The 18,478-nt window shown below is 34.5% G+C and carries 18 protein-coding genes, 1 tRNA gene and 2 pseudogenes; 8 read left to right on the forward strand and 13 right to left on the reverse strand.

The features are described 5' to 3' along the window. Positions 1-46 precede the first annotated feature (46 nt). The 6 genes from ACYH0O_RS16725 to ACYH0O_RS16750 all read right to left on the reverse strand — a co-directional run bounded on the left by ACYH0O_RS16725 (position 47) and on the right by ACYH0O_RS16750 (position 6,027). Positions 47-493, reverse strand: a complete 447-nt coding sequence (locus ACYH0O_RS16725; protein WP_482629604.1) for a chemotaxis protein CheX — start codon at positions 491-493, stop codon at positions 47-49. A gap of 95 nt (positions 494-588) precedes the next feature. Next, entirely contained in the window at positions 589-1,533 is a 945-nt protein-coding gene (locus ACYH0O_RS16730) for a DNA/RNA non-specific endonuclease (RefSeq protein ID WP_482629605.1), read from the reverse strand. A 312-nt stretch (positions 1,534-1,845) separates the two neighbouring features. Next, entirely contained in the window at positions 1,846-3,753 is a 1,908-nt protein-coding gene (locus ACYH0O_RS16735) for a hypothetical protein (RefSeq protein ID WP_482629606.1), read from the reverse strand. Beyond that, positions 3,741-4,274 (reverse strand): hypothetical protein, encoded by a 534-nt coding sequence (locus ACYH0O_RS16740; RefSeq protein ID WP_482629607.1) that lies wholly within the window; start codon positions 4,272-4,274, stop codon positions 3,741-3,743. The genes ACYH0O_RS16735 and ACYH0O_RS16740 overlap by 13 nt, the downstream gene beginning before the upstream one ends. After that, on the reverse strand, positions 4,258-5,526 hold the full coding sequence (locus ACYH0O_RS16745; protein WP_482629608.1) for a hypothetical protein: 1,269 nt from the start codon (positions 5,524-5,526) through the stop codon (positions 4,258-4,260). Before ACYH0O_RS16745 ends, ACYH0O_RS16740 begins: the two co-directional genes overlap by 17 nt. Positions 5,527-5,799: 273 nt before the next feature. After that, positions 5,800-6,027: a helix-turn-helix domain-containing protein gene (locus ACYH0O_RS16750; RefSeq protein ID WP_482629609.1), complete on the reverse strand. Its 228-nt coding sequence runs from the start codon at positions 6,025-6,027 to the stop codon at positions 5,800-5,802. Positions 6,028-6,975: 948 nt separating this feature from the next. On the opposite strand from ACYH0O_RS16750, the gene ACYH0O_RS16755 reads away from it, so the two are divergent. Further along, on the forward strand, positions 6,976-8,145 hold the full coding sequence (locus tag ACYH0O_RS16755; RefSeq protein ID WP_482629610.1) for a hypothetical protein: 1,170 nt from the start codon (positions 6,976-6,978) through the stop codon (positions 8,143-8,145). 41 nt (positions 8,146-8,186) lie between these two features. On the opposite strand, the gene ACYH0O_RS16760 is transcribed toward ACYH0O_RS16755, so the two are convergent. Continuing rightward, positions 8,187-8,390, reverse strand: coding sequence for a hypothetical protein (locus tag ACYH0O_RS16760; RefSeq protein ID WP_482629611.1), 204 nt, complete (start codon positions 8,388-8,390; stop codon positions 8,187-8,189). Between the two features lie 186 nt (positions 8,391-8,576). Here ACYH0O_RS16760 and ACYH0O_RS16765 point away from each other — a divergent pair, with 186 nt between their 5' ends. Together ACYH0O_RS16765 and ACYH0O_RS16770 are read left to right on the forward strand one after the other, a co-directional pair. Beyond that, a complete protein-coding gene (locus ACYH0O_RS16765) occupies positions 8,577-9,065 on the forward strand; it encodes an ImmA/IrrE family metallo-endopeptidase (protein WP_482629612.1) in 489 nt (162 codons plus the stop codon). 66 nt (positions 9,066-9,131) lie between these two features. Further along, entirely contained in the window at positions 9,132-10,583 is a 1,452-nt protein-coding gene (locus ACYH0O_RS16770; protein WP_482629613.1) for a recombinase family protein, read from the forward strand. Between the two features lie 238 nt (positions 10,584-10,821). Here the strand turns inward: ACYH0O_RS16770 and ACYH0O_RS16775 are convergent, their stop codons facing one another. Both ACYH0O_RS16775 and ACYH0O_RS16780 read right to left on the reverse strand, forming a co-directional pair. Beyond that, positions 10,822-11,832 carry a DUF3231 family protein gene (locus tag ACYH0O_RS16775; RefSeq protein WP_148969658.1) on the reverse strand — a complete coding sequence of 337 codons (1,011 nt, stop codon included), beginning with the start codon at positions 11,830-11,832 and terminating at the stop codon, positions 10,822-10,824. A 316-nt stretch (positions 11,833-12,148) separates the two neighbouring features. After that, positions 12,149-12,862: pseudogene (locus ACYH0O_RS16780) on the reverse strand (ATPase, T2SS/T4P/T4SS family); the annotation flags it as partial. Between the two features lie 218 nt (positions 12,863-13,080). On the opposite strand from ACYH0O_RS16780, the gene ACYH0O_RS16785 reads away from it, so the two are divergent. After that, on the forward strand, positions 13,081-13,725 hold the full coding sequence (locus ACYH0O_RS16785; RefSeq protein ID WP_482629614.1) for a cupin domain-containing protein: 645 nt from the start codon (positions 13,081-13,083) through the stop codon (positions 13,723-13,725). An 82-nt stretch (positions 13,726-13,807) separates the two neighbouring features. Continuing rightward, positions 13,808-13,879 (forward strand) — tRNA-Gln (locus tag ACYH0O_RS16790). Between the two features lie 360 nt (positions 13,880-14,239). Here ACYH0O_RS16790 and ACYH0O_RS16795 read toward each other — a convergent pair. Beyond that, positions 14,240-14,530 (reverse strand): annotated as a pseudogene (locus ACYH0O_RS16795) (ArsC/Spx/MgsR family protein); the annotation flags it as partial. A 316-nt stretch (positions 14,531-14,846) separates the two neighbouring features. Here ACYH0O_RS16795 and ACYH0O_RS16800 point away from each other — a divergent pair. Then, on the forward strand, positions 14,847-15,092 hold the full coding sequence (locus ACYH0O_RS16800; RefSeq protein ID WP_113970494.1) for a DUF2626 domain-containing protein: 246 nt from the start codon (positions 14,847-14,849) through the stop codon (positions 15,090-15,092). A gap of 46 nt (positions 15,093-15,138) precedes the next feature. On the opposite strand, the gene ACYH0O_RS16805 is transcribed toward ACYH0O_RS16800, so the two are convergent. Further along, entirely contained in the window at positions 15,139-15,774 is a 636-nt protein-coding gene (locus ACYH0O_RS16805; RefSeq protein ID WP_482629615.1) for an MBL fold metallo-hydrolase, read from the reverse strand. Positions 15,775-15,972: 198 nt separating this feature from the next. Between ACYH0O_RS16805 and ACYH0O_RS16810 the strand changes: the two genes are divergently transcribed. Together ACYH0O_RS16810 and ACYH0O_RS16815 are read left to right on the forward strand one after the other, a co-directional pair. Beyond that, positions 15,973-16,146 (forward strand): DUF2759 domain-containing protein, encoded by a 174-nt coding sequence (locus ACYH0O_RS16810; RefSeq protein ID WP_148969664.1) that lies wholly within the window; start codon positions 15,973-15,975, stop codon positions 16,144-16,146. Between the two features lie 222 nt (positions 16,147-16,368). After that, positions 16,369-16,722 carry a winged helix-turn-helix transcriptional regulator gene (locus tag ACYH0O_RS16815; RefSeq protein WP_149157865.1) on the forward strand — a complete coding sequence of 118 codons (354 nt, stop codon included), beginning with the start codon at positions 16,369-16,371 and terminating at the stop codon, positions 16,720-16,722. Positions 16,723-16,776: 54 nt separating this feature from the next. Here the strand turns inward: ACYH0O_RS16815 and ACYH0O_RS16820 are convergent, their stop codons facing one another. Both ACYH0O_RS16820 and ACYH0O_RS16825 read right to left on the reverse strand, forming a co-directional pair. Further along, entirely contained in the window at positions 16,777-17,091 is a 315-nt protein-coding gene (locus tag ACYH0O_RS16820; protein WP_482629616.1) for an MTH1187 family thiamine-binding protein, read from the reverse strand. Next, positions 17,091-18,191: a YqgU-like beta propeller domain-containing protein gene (locus tag ACYH0O_RS16825; protein ID WP_482629617.1), complete on the reverse strand. Its 1,101-nt coding sequence runs from the start codon at positions 18,189-18,191 to the stop codon at positions 17,091-17,093. The genes ACYH0O_RS16820 and ACYH0O_RS16825 overlap by 1 nt, the downstream gene beginning before the upstream one ends. Positions 18,192-18,478 lie beyond the last annotated feature (287 nt).

Here is an 18,478-nt window from a genome sequence, read left to right on the forward strand (position 1 = left end):
TTCTAAAGTGAAAACAAAAACCCCCACTCTAACGGGGGTTTTCTACTTAATGAATAGTCAAAATAACATCCATCTCTCCGATATTTAAAATGCTCGCAGACAATTTAAGAGCAACCTTGTGACCATTGGTTGTGACTTTCCCCTCCACTACCGTTGGTGGGGTAATATCAATTTCAACATTTTCACTATAAATGATTCTACTTATGTTCCCCGAGATCATGTTTCCAAACTCTCCTTGGAAGGACGTGAGCATATCCCCCTCTACACTGACTCCATACATTTTTTCAGCTATGCTGCTGCTTGTATGCTTCTTTGTCATCAGATACATGGTACCTTTTATGTCTCCTGTAATTCCAATTACAACACCTAATTCGGTTTTAATATCCTTATCTCTGAAGAGAGTTGGTTTTTCCATTTGTACTTCAAATGGAACTACTGACTTAATTGCTGTTGTGGTTGAATTTAGTAGATGCGTTACTAGTTGACTGGACATACCAACACTCCTTAGTTTTACTCATTTATATATCGGCTGGCTTATCCAAGGATTTTACTATTCTATACATAATATTTTTATAATGCTCTAGAGGCTTACTCCCCTACCATACCGTCGTTATCATTATCGCGCATATAGGGATATAACCAATGATCACTCATTATTGGCATACTAAAACCTGCTGCTTCTGCTTCTTTAATCGTCACCAGGCCATTACCGTTTGTATCAATACTTGAAATATCACCGCTTGGGGTTGAACTTGTTGAAGTTGAATCGGAAGGCTCACTGTCTGTTAAACCAAGTGATTCATTTACTTCATCAGGGTTCACATTTTCAAAGGTATCAACGATCTCGTTACCCTTTAAAGTATAGGTATACTGATAACTTGAAGGAATCTGCGTTTCCGTATCTGGATATGTAATGATTGCTTCAAAATTAGTGACCCCACCTGCTTTACGGATCACATCTTCCATATAAGCTTGATCACCATGTCGGTTGAGCGTACTATCTTGGGGTGTAATATTATAAGCATTCGATACCCCTCCAAGAGAATCAGCAATGATATGTCCTTCATCTAAAACGTCACTTTCGACACCTGGAACCTTTGCCTCATCAGAGTAATATCTACCAGACGATAATACAGGTTCGTTACTATCATCTTGTATAATGATTTCGTCAGCAATGACACGTACTAGTTGACTGTATTCATTAGTGAAAGCCCAATATTCACGGTCCCCAAAACCGATGTCAACGACGACGTTAGGTTCACGGTATCCAGACAGATCACCACCATCAACTTCAATAAGGTTGTAACCTGGGAACTGTTCATTTGTTGATTGGGTTGATGTTTCCTCTTCTACTTTCTCATCATCAACCGCAGTGTCATTTTCCTCTTTCTCACTACTTTCGTTTGTAGGTGCTGCGGTTACCTCTTGGGAATCTGTTTTTTCCTCTGTAGTGGATACATCTTCTACGCTCGTACAGCCAACTATAAAGGTGGATGTTAAAAGTATTATTAAATAGTTTATTTTCTTTTGCATTTTAGTACTCTCCTAACTAAATTCCGCACTAGTAACTGGCTTAAATATTTCCAAAACATACTCTGCTGGGTCAATCTGGGTTAGTAGTTGAGTCGGCAGACAAACACTACCTGGTAATATTTCACGTTCTCTTAGCCTCGATTTGGGCGTTGAAATGTTTAACTGGCAGCTCCAAAATAATACTTGGTCACTAATATAGTCTGGGCACAGAAACCTTTATGTTAGAAATGTTTATTGGCAAGTGTATAATGAATAAATAAAACCCCCTATTTTAGGAAGTTTTATTAGTAACAGATTTAACTGTTGCGGAGGCTATTTCTTCTTAGACAATAATTTATTTTCTTCTACCAAGGTCTTTCCTTTCCTAAACCCCTCAAAATCCTTTGGATATTTCCCCATACCTGTAGTAAGAATAACTTGGCATTTTTCTAACTCACGATCACTTTTTCCATATGTTATCTTACCAATAATTTTCTTTAAGTGACTTTCGTCAATTCCTAGGTTTTCTGGTGTATCTATCAGTAAAAACCTTGGAAATGGTATTTCATCATCCTTTATAGACAACCTAAGTAAAGTAAGATAATACATAAATCTCATTGCTACATCTGCACTCGCTTGTGTGTATTCTCCCTCATTTATTATAGGCATGTAGTTTTCCTTGTTTGTCTTTGCACTATTTATGTTTTCGATAATATTTTGCATTAAATAATTATATTCTTCATTAAATTTTTTAACTTGCTCGTTTATCTGATCTTTAGCTTCTTTTTCTTTTAAATCTAATTTAGCCTTAATTTTCTTGTATTCATTAGCTTGTGTTTCTTTGTCTTTTTCTAACTTTTCAAAAGTACTCACTACTGCTTCTTTTTGAGAAATTTTCAATAACTGTTGGTTTAAATCAAAAAGTTTATCATTTACAGCATTTAGTTGAGTAGTATTTCTATTTTTTTGTAAATCTTGTTTTCCATCTTGTATTCTAGAATTTACTCGATTGATTTCTATATTTAGAGCTTCTATTTCAGCGTTACACCTTGATAATTGCTCCCGGCAAGATGCTACTGCTATATCTAAAGTTGAGATTGATTTTTGTCTTGATTTCAAAATATCAATATACTCTTCAGAAGAATAAAAGAATCTCTCATATTCACTTTCTTCTACTTCATTTCCACATATGCAGTAATTTTCTTTGCGATCGACCTTACTTAAACAATATGGACATGTATCCGGGGAAAACAAATTCAATTCATCATGAGTTACAATTATTTTCTTTAATTGTGTAACCTCTAAAATCGTACTTTCTTTCAAGGTATGTATATCTCGTATCTCATTATAAAGTTTTTTTCGTTCTTGGCTAATCTCACTTAAATTAAATTCTAAATCTACCAATTCTTTTTTCAGATCTATAAGGGAGTGATTAATTGGCTGATTTATTTCTTCTCTTCTTAAAGCATCTTTATAATTTGTTAATTTTTTTATTTGATAATTTAATTCTTTCTGTTTTTCACTAATGTTAACATTTTCTAAGCTGCTAACATCCACCCCTACCTCCTTAGCCATCTCTATATAATTTTCTAATTTCACTTGTGATTTTAAGCGTTTTTTCTCTTGAGCTTTTAAATTACCTAATAGGTCATAGTACTCTGAGAATTTATATCCCAATAACATTTCAAAGATAACTTTTCTCATAAATTCTGAATCTGATATAAAATTATTTTCTTTTCGTGGAGATTTGTAAATTTTTTCTGGACTTGTTTTTTGATCATAGTGGACCAATCGAAAAATATCAGAAAAGTTGATTTTCCCTTTTTTCGTTCCTTGATAAATCTCGACAATTGGTAACCCTAGCTTTTCTAAAATCCAATCTGAAAAAATTTTATTTTCGTTTCTGTATATAGGATATTCTTCAATATTACCTGCATTATCTTCCACAAAAATATTTGTTGTATGAAAATATCTTTTTAACTTAAAAATCTCTTCATCAATTTTTATTATTAGAACCACATAGTTGTTTGTGTCTCTAACAATCTCATTATGAATTTTATGTTTCTTTTTATCAAATTCTTCCACATATATACCAAATGCATAACAAATCAAATTTGAAAAAGTTGTTTTTCCAGTACCATTTGTACCTTCAATAATATTGACTCCGTTGTTAAATTCCGGAGATTTATAGTAATAATTATCACCGTTATACATTACTTTCTTGATAATTAGACGTCCCAAACTATAATTCCCCTTTCACTAAATATTCTCGAAAGGAATGTACCAGTTTTCATTGTTCTTATCCTAGAATATTTACCTTTAATTTCTTTTATGTTTTTAATTTCCAGTTCAAATAACTCTAAATTTAGAAATGTTGAAGAAATATTTTCTTTTTCCAACCAAACATCAATACTATTTCTTTTACTATTTCTCTCTAAATGAATACACCCATTATTTTCTAGTGCAAATAATATTGATCTTAACAATTTATTTTTCAATACGGAACTTATATACAGAGTTTGTAATACATCATATTCTTCCTCATTCAAACTTGTGTTCTTCAAAGCAATATTTAACTTATTATTGTCAGTAATAATTTCAATTAAGTAGATTAGCTTTTTATAATCCCAAAAACTTTTCTCTTTGCTTGTACAATCTAACTGATTTAAAAGCAACAGAATATTATATGTTAAGAAATAATAATCTTCATCCTTATTAAACATTATTCTTTTCTTAATTTTATTTTTATTTATATCCATCATAAAAACCTTCTTCATCGAATGATAAAAAACAACTATCAAAAAGTTCCAATACTGTATTGTAAATGGTATCTTTGTTGGTTAATGTGTATTTAAAATCTACTGCTTTTTCTAACAAATGCTTTGATGAGGAATCTTTTAGAACATTTAAACAATCATCAACTTCTTTCTCTGTAAAAACATGTTTATCTTGCTCGTTGTTATTTTGAATAAACTCGAATATTTTATCCTGACTTGCTTCAAATATTCTGTATCTATATGTATCCCTTTCTTCTGCACTTAACTTTGATAATTCTTTTTTTACCGTTGCTACCTTTCTTGCTAAAATACCAATCTTCATTTTGCTGAATTCTGGTGAAACATCTAACACTTTATCCTTAATGTTCCTCTTATCAACTGGATCCTCCATCTCTTCCCACATGGTATAAACGTGGTCTTGTTGTTTGGCTATACCCAAAGAAAATTCTAAGAAAATGTTTTTCACTTCTGAACCACTTACTTTTCTCTCTAGCAAATCAGTAAGGTGTTCCTTCTTTTCAAAAAGATTTTCTAGGTGAGATAAGATGTAAGGTTCTTTCCCATCAATATTAATACTTTCATAGAACTTACGACTTTCAATTTGATATAATAATTTTTTCTCTAAACTTTTTTCATCCTCTCCTCCAAAAGTCCAACTAATTCTTTCTAAAAAATCGATCCACACATCATCTTCAAATTTTTCGATGGTTTTTAAATGACCTTTCTCCTTTTTACCACTATATTGTTTAGTATATTCTGATATTATTTTCGTTTTGACACAATGTATTACATTTCCATAATCATATTTTTTATCCATTAGAAGCTTCAAGATTTCTACATCAGGAACTTTAATACCTATTGTAGTAAGTGCACTGGTTTGCTTTTCTTTAGTATAATTCACTGTAGTATAAAAACAAAAAAACAAATTATCTGTTAATTTATGTTCAATCCAACAATCCATAAATATTATTAAACTATTAGTTACTTCATTTGACATAAATGAAAATTTCTTTTTCGGGTCATAGTTCTTGTCCCCTTCAGTTGTAATACTACTTCCAGTCTTAGAGACAGTTTTAATGTAAACATCATCAAGGTATTCAGTTGAAGCATAAACAGAGATAATCTCTCTTTTATCCATATTTTCCAATACATCTAATAACTGCTTAATTGCCCGGAGTCTTTGTAATCTATATCCTTTACCCTTATCTCCGGCTTCTCTATTAATAACAGTACTCATAATTAGCACCAACCTAATTTTTTATTTCCTTTAAGTATATTTTCATAGAATATAGCTATAATAGCATAAAATTACTATAAACCTAAATATCCCCTGTAAAAATATAGGTAAAATTGTAGAAAAATCATAAAAAACCTCCCTCAAGAATGAGAGAGGTTCTATATTATTTAATGACCATACCAAACCTTATTATTCTGAATCTGAGTATTATGAGCTGGATGCCAATAATCTACTGAATAAGAATAATCATAGTTCATTAAAATAATTGGAAACTTATCTTTTTTCCTCATCATGTTTTATTGGTATTATATCAGTCCAATTAATCTCTAAAGCATAAATAATAGGCTCTAGCTTCATGAGAGTGGCATTTGCTTCACCTTTCTCAATCAATGATAAATAGTTAACCGTTAGTCCGGAGGAACTACTCAATTCCTCTAATGTTTTACCCTTACCTTTTCTATACTGTCGTATTTTTCCCCCGACAAATTCTGTGATATTCAATATCTCACAACCTTGTTTAGTAATTTGATAAATCAACTATGTTTTCGGGTTAAACCTTTATACCCAGACTCTTATACTTACTATTCCATAATTCGCTAATGTTCTCCTCTACAGTTACGTAAAAAAATTAAATTTAATAATTCTTCGGAGGTTTTAATTACTTTTCCCCGTAATCGAAGGACCAGTGTCTGATACAAAGCATGCTATAAAAGATTCTAAAATGACGAAGTGCGGTATCCCTTATCCTGAATTTTATGAAGGTGATAAAAAGGCAATGAAGTCAATTTATTTTAGAGAGGTTAAGGATATTTCTTGTCAGAAGTGTAAAGAAAAAATAGATCCACTTTTGGATTATTAATTTTTTCAGGACTAATAATCTAATTCATCCACCCCTACCCCATTGGAAGGGGTTTTAATTTGCCACAAATGAAATGTACATTTTTGCAACATTTCCGAGTTTAGTATAGTGGAACTACTTGTATATAGGACAATTTTAATGCTAATTATTAGATCTAGAATTGATGTTTCATTGTAATAATTCCTCATAGTCTAGTCTTCCTGATGTACCTTGGATATTCATATTGCAGGTGGGAAATCAATTAATAAAACCAGTGCAGTTTCAAGTTCATAGAGAATCTCTCTAATTTCTATATTGAGAAAAACCATTACATTAGACCCATAATCAATCTATATATTTCTATAAAAATCATGAAAATTTTCATTAATTTCTAATATATCTCTTAATATTCTCAAATTACATACTCATTCTTGTGTTTATGCCATTTTACACATTCCTATAAGAATATTTTTTTCGTATAAATAACTATTTTGTAGCATCTCTATTAAATTAGTAAAAAAATGAATAATTACAGCAACTAACCATTTTTTCTATATTTTTCTTATTATGTTAAAAATTAATTAACCAATGAGAAAGGAAGTGAATAAAAATTGAAGTTATTAAAATTATTTTTATCTGTTGCAATGATCTTTAGTATTGTAGCACCTAACTTCAGTAAAACTGCATCAGCAGAACAAGCAAAAACCTTCAAAACAGTTGAGACATTTGAGGTGAAAGAATTATCTCATGAAGTGAATGATGAAGGACTATATGAAGAAATTGGTAGTAAGAAAGTCAATTCAATTACAGAAGTAACAGAAGGAAAAAATTTTATAAAAACAAAAATAACAGCTGTGGAAGATTTCTATAATTTAGATGGAGAATTTGAGAAATCTGTATTTAAAATTGAAGAATTCAATAATAATTACACTACAGGAAAAGCTAAACACAAAGTTAAAGTTAAAGAATACGACACTCCTCAAACAATTGAGAATCTTACAAAGACAGGAATAGTCCAGAAAGCAAATACTAAAACTTTGCATGGTGTAGAGAAAGAAAATGTTAACAATAAAATCAATAAGATAACTAAAGACAATAAAAAATTTAAAACTACAGAGAAAGAAGTAGAAGGTATTACTTCTGAAAAAATGAATGAGCTTAGAAAAATCAGTAAAGAATTACAAGAAAAAGAAGTAATTAAAATGAATAACGGATCTATTACCGTTGATAAAGAGGCATTAGGGGAAGTTGTTAAAGAGAATAATGACTCTGGTGAAAAATCGTTCTCAATCGCTTCAGTTGAAAGAGCCGGTGCTTTCGATAACTATTATAATCATGACATCTCTACAGGTAAATTCACAGCGCAAGCACTAAGTAGTGCAGCCCATCAATATATAAAAATTACTGGGACGACTTATAATAATAGTAAAAATGCGAATACAATGGTACAGTTCAAATCAAATATTGACACCTATGAAAGATACGTAATTGAGAGAATGGAATATGCTACATGGACTGAAGTAGCTGGTTGGTTCGGAGTACTTATGGGGCTTGTTTCAATGGTCGCAGGATATGGTACAGGACCAGCCGGTTGGGTTGGAATTGCACTTTACTATGGAGGAGCACTTTCTACCTTTGCAGGATTAACTTCATCTATCTATGCAACTTATTCAAGACTATCACTTAGTCGATATGCTGCACAATACTGTCAAAATGCTAGAGATCTCTTATATTACACTAATTGGAGTAATATCAATATGTCCGTTGTGTACGGGTTCTAACTATACAGATTAAAATATAAAGGCCTCCATTCCGGTGGCCTTTATATTTTTCCTTCTCTTATCCAAGCAAAAATTTTATAACTTCCAAATAAAGCAACCACAAGTACTAATACTGAAATAATTATCCATATGCCTAGGTTGTTTAACTCTTTTAGTCCTGAATAATTATTAATGATGAAATAAGTTAAAAAGATAAATGCTAAGTATAAAAAAATATTTGGTAAAATCCACGCTACCCTTAACATACTTTTCCCCCCCTCTTACCTCATTTATCCAATTACCTTATTATAACATTTTTTCAAATTACCCTCTTGATTAAATTTGATTGTTTTTAATTCCAGGTATAATTATCTATATAATTTTCCCCTTATGGACATTTTCCAGTTGAATGAGCGAACGTATGTTTGTATAATGTTACCGAGGTGAACAAAATGTACCAATTTGCATACAGGACCACCGGATTAGAAGATTGGGTTTCAAATTTCTATCTTAAGTTAGGAGTTACCCATCCCAACCTAATAAGTGAAGAAGGAATATCAAGATTCCTTGGTATATACGTTAAAAAGAAGCCTATACCTAGTTGTTTCCATGTAATTGGAAGGTACCAAGACATTGTAATCGATAGTAGAGAACCCATTGAAAAACACAGAGAAATCTTTTTTCATGAATTATGCCATATCCTTAGGCATTCAGGAGTCCAAACAATCATGCCTTCTTCTTTTAGAGAACTCCAAGAATGGGATGCACATCATTTCACCCAATATGCAGCTATCCCCTATCACATGATTAAGTATATCCCCCTCAATGATCTAGACGTGATAAAACAAATGTCTGAAATGTTCCTGGTTACTCCCGAACTTTGTGAAGAACGATTGGAACAGATTATTCGAAGAAATCATATTCAGAGGAACTTATACTAAATTACCAATATCTATATTTTTTTGTTCAAAACATTTGAGTATCTTAGTTTTAAAGGAAGTGATTGAATGAAAGCAGCCGTATATGTCCGTGTTAGTACAACTGAACAAGCAGCAGAAGGTTATTCAATCCGAGCACAGACAGACCGTTTAAAAGCATACTGTGTGTCCCAGGGATGGGATATATTCGAAATCTATATTGATGATGGCTATAGCGCAAAAGACACGAACCGGCCTAATCTGGAAAGAATGATGAAACATATTGAGCAAAACTTAATCGATTGTGTCTTAGTTTATCGCTTGGATCGTTTGACTAGATCCGTACGAGACCTATATAACATTTTGGAAACGTTTGATAAATTTGATTGCAAATTCAAATCAGCCACCGAAGTATATGATACGACCACTGCAATGGGTAGAATGTTCATAACCATAGTAGCTGCATTAGCTCAATGGGAAAGAGAAAATACTGGGGAACGCATTCGCATGGGGATGGAACAAAAAGCACGAGAGGGAAACTGGGTAATTAATCAAGCTCCCTATGGATACGAATTAGATAAAGAAAACAAGACGCTTAAAATTAATGAAGAGGAAGCACTCATTGTAAAAAGAATATTTAATTATTACCTTGATGGTCTTGGCATAAATAAAATTGCAATTGAATTAAACCACTTAAATGTAAAATCAAAAAAAGATTTAGGTTGGAATGATTTTAAAGTCCAGTACATCCTTTCTAACCCTCTTTATATAGGAACAATGAGGTACAACTATAGGGTAAATAAAGAAAACTACTTTGAAGTGGATAATTCTCATCCACCAATCGTCTCAAGAGAAACTTTTGGAAATGTACAAAAAATTAGAAAAAGTAGAAGTGTAATTCACCCAAAAGCTGCTACAAGTAAATTTATCTTTTCAGGAACTGCGAGATGTGCACGATGCGGGAGTCCTCTTGCTGGCAAATACGGATATTCTAAAAGAGGAGATAAAGTGTATAAGCCTAGAGCCTATTATTGTTCTAGTAGCAGGTTGGGGCAATGCGATCAGAGAAATATGTCAGAGCGTTATTTAGAAACTCAATTTATTAAGTACTTGGATACATTTAATATTAATCCAGACATCGTTGAAGACATTACTCAAATGGATGAAATTGATGTATCTAAAGATAGACTAGATTTACTAAATAAAGAACTAAAGGAAATAGAGAAGCGTAGGAAAAAGTGGCAGTACGCCTGGGTAAATGAATTAATAAATGATGAAGATTTCTCTGTTCGCATGGAAGAAGAAAATAGTAAAGAAGAGGATGTAAATAAGCAGCTCTCATCTCTTCAGCCTTCCGGGGAAAAAATGAACACGGCAGATCTTTCTGATATTCTCTTGGACATAAAATCCAACTGGAACCAACTTGATGCTTTGGAGAAAAAGATGTTGCTTCAGATGTTCACTAAAAAGGTAGTTGTTGATCGAGTTAGTGATCAGTTAAAACCTGATTGTTTGGAGATTAAAGAGGTTGAGTTTTATTAAATAATAATGCTCAAAACACCTAGAAAATGTCTAGGTGTTTTGTTAGTTTCTTCTTCCATTAAAGCGCCCTATAATTGAACAAAGTAAACTACAAGGATTATTTTAAAAACAAACGATTTTCTTCTATGTTATCAAACGTGAAACGCTAAAAATACAAGAAGCTGTAGAAAAACTTACACCTGTTTTAAAATGATAAACAAATAAAATGGACAATTAAAGTCCCTTTTAGATACCTATGTTATCTTTTTATCAATTGATTTCGATCCTCAACCTGTGGTGGTTTTTCCATCCAACCATTTTTGATCATAATTATTCCACCTTGTTTTGCAAAATCAAAAATATCTTTTGTAAGGAGCGCCATTTTCGCGGGTAAATCAGTTCGTAAACTAAAAGCACCGCCAAGTGCATTACTTCCAAGTCCAAATGTGGTTAACAAACTGGTATTATACATCATCAATTTATCAGAGAATGGAGCGACAGTCGAATTAGTCGCTTTTCCGGCATGAGTAGCCGGTGGTTCAATGTAATCTTGTCGTAAAAATTCACCTAGTGATGTTTCGACTTTCTTAGATAGTTCCATTCCTTTAACAAAATGATTTCGCACCTGTTGATCATGTGCTACTTGTGCAAATCCGATCATTAATTGCATCCCCGTTAGGTTTGTCTCAATCGCATTATGTATAAGAGAAATCTCAATTGTGTTTAAGGATCTTTCATTACTGAACCAATTTAATCCTGTCATATAATTTTTTTCACGTACAAACTCCACTTCTTTTGGCATCGATACATAAGGGGAACGAGAAAGAACTCCTGCTTCTAAAAGAACATTGGTCGCTTGGTCATATGCCTCTTGTGCTTCAGTTGTTAATCGTCTAAAAAATTGTCTTATATCTTGACGGTAAGACATAGTCGAATAGAGCGCGTAAAGAGCAGTTCCTAATTTAGACATCATGTGTAAATACATGACATCATACATATAATCGAATAACTTGGGAGCCCCTTTATTCACGTCGTTTTCAGTAAACCCAGCTGGAATAACTGCACCTTCCTGTTGAAAAATAGATATCACAAACTCTACACTTTCAGCAGCACGTTCATAATAAGACTGCAGAATTTTCCGTGTTTCCTCTTGTTCAACGTGTTCAAGAAAGTATTCTAGAAATCTCATGATCATTGTTTTATCTTGATAAGTCATCCACAAGTTTGCTAATTCTGAAGATGTAATTGGTACTCGATTTGAACTACTCATCCAAAAGCCTCCTAATCCTATTCTTTTATTAACATTACCTAATAGATAAAATTTTATAAATCAATATGTGTTTTTTAGTAAATTAGAAAATCACAAACCTAACGGGTTCTTACAATAGTGGTATGTCTAAGCTATTTGTGTTGGGAACACCGTCTATTTTGGGTAGTAACTGAAAACAAAATAAGGGACCATTGTAATATTATGGATTATTTCCTTTTCATCTAACTTTCTTACTCCATAATCTGGCCTTTTTAATTGAAGACTCTATGAAACCCATTTACACAATATGTATTATATAATTGCATTGTTCTATTATAATGACTGGGTGACCTGTTAAAGCAGCCCTCACCGCTATTTCCGCTGTTTCCCGGTCCCGTATCTCCCCCACCATGATAATATCCGGATCATGCCTCAATATCGCTTTTAAACCAGCGGAATACGTAATTCCCGCTTTTTCATTCACTTGAATTTGCACCATTTCTTCATGCAGCTTCTCTACGGGATCTTCAAGAGTGATCACATTACGGTTCAGGGCAACGGAACAATGGTGGACAAGGGAGTACAAAGTTGTCGTTTTCCCACTGCCAGTTGGTCCTGTAAATATTATGAGACCATGAGAATACATAAGTAGAGCGAGTAATTTTTTTGCAGAAGAAGGATACAGGGACATTTTATCGATTGGTAATTGATACTTTTGGGGGAGTATTCGAATGACGAGACTTTCTTTTAAATGTGTGGTTGGTAAGGTAGAAATTCTGAGTGATAGAGGTGTACTTCGAACGGTAAGACTGAAGGAGCCACTTTGAGGTTTTCGTTTTTCTCCAATGTCCATGGAAGCCATGAACTTCAAATGGGCTATCAATCGTTCAGCCTGATCCGAATCAATGGTCTGGAACGGTACTAATACCCCGAGCTTTCTAAACTGAATCAAGTAATCTTTCGTTCTCGGTATTACATGAACATCTGTCGCATCACTGCTGAAAGCTTCTCCAATCATTACTTCCGATAGGGATTCTACTGAGTGAAATATACTTAGGCACCACCTTTCTGTTTTCCTAACTTAAGATATACGACATTAACTGACAAAATCCTTCTTTTTCTTGAAATTTTTTCATACCAAATACTTATGGGGTAATTGAAATCATTTCTTCCAAATCAAACCAGACCCCAGTCATTCACACATTCATGCCTCGCCCATATACATAAAAAGAGTTAAAATCATAAAAACGAAAGTGGTGACAACATCCCATGAGTAAATACATGGATTACACCTCTCCGGAAGCACAATTTTCTTTTGATGTTAATAAGAGTCCCTTATTTAAAAAAGACAATCAAAATTTAATAAATATCTTGGGTGTAAATCAATTGAATACATTGGATAACTCTTCCCTGCTTGATATTTATTTAAGTAAACATAATTTTGTGGAACCACACTACCATCAGAACGCAGCTGAACTGGTCTATTGCATTTCGGGTGGAGCTACCGTTTCCATGCTCAATCCCTATACGAAACAAATTTTAAATTTCCCCATTTCTCCGGGACAGGTGGCCAATGTCCCACAAGGGTGGTGGCATTATGAGGAAGCAACCCAAGATCAAACTCACCTATTGGCCATTTTTAATGCCCCTACCCCGGAAGTGATATTAGGTTCGGATATCTTAAAGTTCACCCCTTCAAGTGTCATGGCGTACAATTATTGCATGGATGAAAGCACTTGGATCAAAACGACAGAAAAGGTGAAACCAAGTACTTACATTGGTCCGGCTTGCTTAGAACCTCAAAGGCATTCATCTAAACGACAGTCCCAATACACCTATTCCCCATATCACTCTCAATATCAATATCAACCAAACCCTTATTTTTATCGTAAGTGCATTCCAAAAACCTTTTAGAAAGTGGGAAGGAACTTTTTATATAAACAAATGAATAGAATCTCCAAATACAACCATAATATATTTTGTAAAGACGATCCAATGGGCTATAGCCAAGCGGTAAGGCATCGCACTTTGACTGCGACATGCGTTGGTTCGAATCCAGCTAGCCCAGTATTAAAAGCGGAGGCGGCTTGATCAGCCCCGACAAGCATAAGGCGAAGCTGCTTAAATGGCGGCTTTTTGCCTTTTTGGCAGGTTTGACTTATGACCTCCAGGGGCTAGCCGCAGGAGCTGGATATTAGAAAAGCGGAAGGGCTTTGCCCAGAGGCGACAAGCATAAGATGAGGCACGCGGAAAGGCGCTATTTGCCTTTTTGGGTGCCTTATCTTATGACCTCGAGCCTCTAAGCCCTGGAGCTGGACAATCTAAAAGCAGAGGAGGCTTGATCAGCCTCACAATCACATTGAAAACGGCAGGCACTTTTCACAAAGTGCCTGCCGTTTTCAATCCAACCTATTTTTCATTATTACATTCAGCTGCTTTTCTTCAACGATCTGTTCTTGTTCGCAAGGCTTTGTAATCCCTCTGGATTGTATCCTACCACCAGCTTTTTACCGTCTGTTAACAAGGGTCTGCGTAGTAGTTTTGGCTCTTTAATAATTAATTTAATCACTTCTGATAGAGGTAAATCGTTCACATCTTCACCTAATCCTTTGAAGGTTTGGCTTCTTGTAGCCAATATTTCATCGAGTCCATCGGTGGTAAGGGAAAGTAGCGCCATTAGCTCTCTATGGGTAGGTGTCTCTCTGAATAGATGCCTTTCATCTCGACTTTACTTTAGAGGAGTCAATTAGTGATACAGATCCAATCAAGTTCCACTATTATCATTGCCCTTTTAATGAAAATGCTCAGTTGGAACCCTTGTTTATATGCGTTTACACAACGCATTATTAAAAGGAATGTTTGAAACTCTATACTATGTGGAAGAATTTAAACAAGAAGAAAATATGATAAATGACTGTTCCACGTGTAGATATCACGTAATCGTCACAAACTAAAAGCAAACGGATATTTACTTTTATGGTAGTATTCATTTATAATATTGAATGATGGACTTAGGGTGCAAAGGAGGGTTACATATGGATCGTATGTTTAGGGTTCTTGGATTTTGGACTGGTATTTTTGCTGTAATGTTCTATCTTGGTGATATGACCACGACATCATTAATCTTTTTAGGCCAAACAGGATTCTTCATTATGCTTAGCTATTTAAAACTGTCCGAACGTATGTATATTTACATTTTCGGTGCTTACTTAACAGTGTTCTTTGCTGGATTTACTTATTGGACGACCTTTATGATGACTCCGGGTGCAGGAGGACACTAAAAAGATTCCCTTTAGCTTATGGCTAAAGGGAATTTTTTTGTGAATGTTAAAATCCATTTAAAAATGGATTTGAATCCATCTCACCTTCAATCGATGTTTCCGGACCGTGACCAGGTAGAACCGTCGTAGTCTCAGGCAACGTTAACAACTTTTCATGAATGCTTGCCAGGAGCTCTTTATGATTTCCTCCAGGTAAATCGGATCGCCCGATACTGCCCATAAATAACGTATCTCCTGCTAATACGATGCCACTTTCTTGTACATAATAAGAAATACTACCAGGTGAATGACCAGGTGTTTCAAATAACTGTAGCTGAAAATCACCAATGGTCAGGTGTTTTTCATTTGTTAATATGTAATCAGCAGGCTTGAGCCGGATCAGGTCACCCATCATGAACAATTGAGATCCATTTAAAGCAGGATCCAGTAGCCACTTAGCTTCTCTCTCGTGAACATATGCCGGAATGCTATAGTTATCACGTACTTGATCAACTGCTCCAATATGATCAAAATGAGCATGAGTAAGGAGAATGGCTAACGGAGTTAACGAATGATTCTCTAACCACTGAATCAGCTTCTCCCCTTCTCCACCCGGATCCACGACCAGGCATTCATTTTTTGTGTTCCATAGAATATAGCAGTTGGTTTGTAAGGGACCTAACGGAATTTGTTTCCACTGCAACGTTTCCACCTCCAAATGTGATACTATTATTGTAGCAGAACTTATCACATCATTAAAACATGGTGGAAAGCGGCCATAGAAGTGTCAAATTTTTGACCTCGACAAACAGAGGAAAAAAATATAAAATGTTAATGAGTGCATTTATGTACATATGGTTATCAGGTAGTAAAACGCATTTTAATGAAAGGGGTCATATAAATGGGTCTTGTAATTATTACAGCATTGGTTACATTATTAGCTTTGTTTGCGGTAGTAAGCACTTTCAAAAACAAGAACGCTATGGGAATTCTTTTCTCCCTGGCAACATTAGGTGTTTTTGGTTGGTTTACAATTATGACTGTCCTTCACTCTGGTTACCCAGGTGGGCATTAATTAAACAAATGAATCATCATAAAAAAGCCTTCCGTTTCACAACGGAAGGCTTTTTTATTTTCGATTAGGGTACTTTAAAGTTATGTAGGTACTAAAAAGTACCCTATAGACCTTTACAATGGGTACGTTATAATAGAAATATGTTTAAACCGATCAGGATAATAGCCAGTGTAGAAGTCTATCCTATATGGAAAGATATCGTCAGGGAACGGAGGTTTACTAATGAAAAAATATAATATACCTGTGGAGGCTTCCTTAGAAGTCATCGGGGGCAAGTGGAAAGTTGTTATTCTCTGTCATTTGATTAAAAGCAAGCGGAGAACTAGCGAATTGAAGAAACTAATGCCTGGAATCACTCAAAAAATGCTGACGCAACAGCTAAGAGAGCTCGAATCAGATGGAGTCATCAATAGAATTATTTACAATCAAGTTCCCCCAAAAGTAGAATACGAATTAACTGAGTATGGATGGTCGTTAAAAGGACCTTTAGATATGCTGTGTGAATGGGGAGAGCAGCATATTGAGAAAACCTATCCTGACAAAAGCGAAGTGTTGGTGGATAGTGAGGAAGCATAGTTCAGGAAACCAATGGGGTGAGTAACTTTATAATGCTCACCCCTTGTTGGTTGCTTATTGTTCGAGTTGACGCTGTACAGAAGATAGTTTTCCTTCCATTGTCGTCTTCTTATCACGCCGATCATCAATTCGAATATTCGTTGCTACCCGTTTGATTCCTTGTTGGAAAGGCGATTCATGAATGTCTTGTATGACCTGAAACAAAACAGGAAGTTCCCCCTCGATGATGGTATTCATCGGAGTTAATTGAAAACGGATTTTCCCTTTTTCCTCATACTCTTTAAGTATTCTATGTAAGTCCGCTACATAGGAACTTACACTTGGTGATTCCGTCCCGATTGGAATGACTGTAACATCAACGATTGCCATTATAGATCTGCTCCTTCTTCTTTCAGTAGTTGAATGATGGTTGAGTTTGTCAAATCGATTACTTTCTCAAGTTGATTTCCATATAAACAATAATCCCCATTAGGTGAACACTGAATAGGTTCTAATGGAAGATCCTCAAAAAGAACATTGTCTTTTCCAGAAACCGTATCCCATCTTTCTAATGAGAATGTACCAGAGTAAGTATCAAAGGAACCCGGTTCATTTGCCACGAAAGTAATCAACTGACTCTTCCCTTCTATCATATCATAATGAGGAATTAACCAATCAGAATAACGACTCAACAGATCTACTGTAAATTCTGAATGAATCTCACCATTTGAGGTAATGAATTGATACGTAAACGGACCTTCTTCTTCACGAGAAAAGACAGATAAAAGGGAATCGTTAAATTGATTGAAGTGGACGCTTGAATCCACAATCATTTCCTTCGCACCACCCTGAATATTCTGGGATATGAGTGGAGCCGCAACACTGATTTCTTCCGTATTCCAATCTTGAAAAAGAATGGAAGATTTCGATTGCCACTGCACAAATGGCTGCTCTACTTCAATAGGATCCATTGTTCTTTCTTCTATATCAATATGAAAGACTTGAAAGCTCCAATCTTCGCTGAAGCTGGTCATGAGCAAAGCATTGTCATTAAACTTGTTCCAAGAATGTGTCAGTTCGTAGGATGGGATGTCTTCTTGAAATAGCACCTCTCCTGCTCTGTCTATAATCGTCACCCGGGCTGAATACGATGCTGGTGCAGAATGGATGAGTATTTTTTTCATATCGGGTGAAATGCTTGCACTTACAAAAGACGAAGGGATACCATAGATTTTCTTATGGCTTCCATCAGAGAGATTATATATGTATAAAGAAGGTATGCCATCATCATTTTGTACGGATAGAATCTCTGAATCTGAAAGCCAGCCTATGTTTTCTACAAAACTGTCTTGAGCAAGAATGCCTGAAATGACTTCCTTGTTTTCAGTCTTCTCTTTCTCGGGGGGAGAAGTTTGAGTTTGTTCAGATTGACAAGCTGATAGCCACAGTATACATAATAGAAAAAACAGCAAAACACTTATCTTTTTCATATTCAAAATCCTTCTCCCTCCCTCAATTCATTCCATAATAATTAGTACGTTTCAAAGCAGAAAATGTTTCAAAATTATTAAAAAAACATTACAAAAATTCAAAAAAGTGATGACCAAATGTTCACTCACACACACCATTTGGGTCACCACGATCGGTTATTCTTTAAATAGGATGATGATTTATTTTACTCCTGATTTTCACTTTCCACAATAGTTATTTATGGAACCTGTCAAAAGATTTTTCGAGTCATTTTTTGTGATAAGTCGAAATTCATACAGTCTTGTCG

The organism is Rossellomorea sp. H136 (assembly GCF_056838065.1).

Coding starts and splice junctions, on each gene's coding strand:
- ACYH0O_RS16725 (WP_482629604.1), bottom strand. CDS start 493: ATGTCCAGTCAACTAGTAACGCATCTACTAAATTCAACCACAACAGCA.
- ACYH0O_RS16800 (WP_113970494.1), top strand. CDS start 14,847: ATGGATCGTATGTTTAGGGTTCTTGGATTTTGGACTGGTATTTTTGCT.
- ACYH0O_RS16820 (WP_482629616.1), bottom strand. CDS start 17,091: ATGGCAATCGTTGATGTTACAGTCATTCCAATCGGGACGGAATCACCA.
- ACYH0O_RS16825 (WP_482629617.1), bottom strand. CDS start 18,191: ATGAAAAAGATAAGTGTTTTGCTGTTTTTTCTATTATGTATACTGTGG.
- ACYH0O_RS16745 (WP_482629608.1), bottom strand. CDS start 5,526: ATGAGTACTGTTATTAATAGAGAAGCCGGAGATAAGGGTAAAGGATAT.
- ACYH0O_RS16815 (WP_149157865.1), top strand. CDS start 16,369: ATGAAAAAATATAATATACCTGTGGAGGCTTCCTTAGAAGTCATCGGG.
- ACYH0O_RS16775 (WP_148969658.1), bottom strand. CDS start 11,832: ATGAGTAGTTCAAATCGAGTACCAATTACATCTTCAGAATTAGCAAAC.
- ACYH0O_RS16730 (WP_482629605.1), bottom strand. CDS start 1,533: ATGCAAAAGAAAATAAACTATTTAATAATACTTTTAACATCCACCTTT.
- ACYH0O_RS16765 (WP_482629612.1), top strand. CDS start 8,577: ATGTACCAATTTGCATACAGGACCACCGGATTAGAAGATTGGGTTTCA.
- ACYH0O_RS16810 (WP_148969664.1), top strand. CDS start 15,973: ATGGGTCTTGTAATTATTACAGCATTGGTTACATTATTAGCTTTGTTT.
- ACYH0O_RS16740 (WP_482629607.1), bottom strand. CDS start 4,274: ATGATGGATATAAATAAAAATAAAATTAAGAAAAGAATAATGTTTAAT.
- ACYH0O_RS16760 (WP_482629611.1), bottom strand. CDS start 8,390: ATGTTAAGGGTAGCGTGGATTTTACCAAATATTTTTTTATACTTAGCA.
- ACYH0O_RS16785 (WP_482629614.1), top strand. CDS start 13,081: ATGAGTAAATACATGGATTACACCTCTCCGGAAGCACAATTTTCTTTT.
- ACYH0O_RS16770 (WP_482629613.1), top strand. CDS start 9,132: ATGAAAGCAGCCGTATATGTCCGTGTTAGTACAACTGAACAAGCAGCA.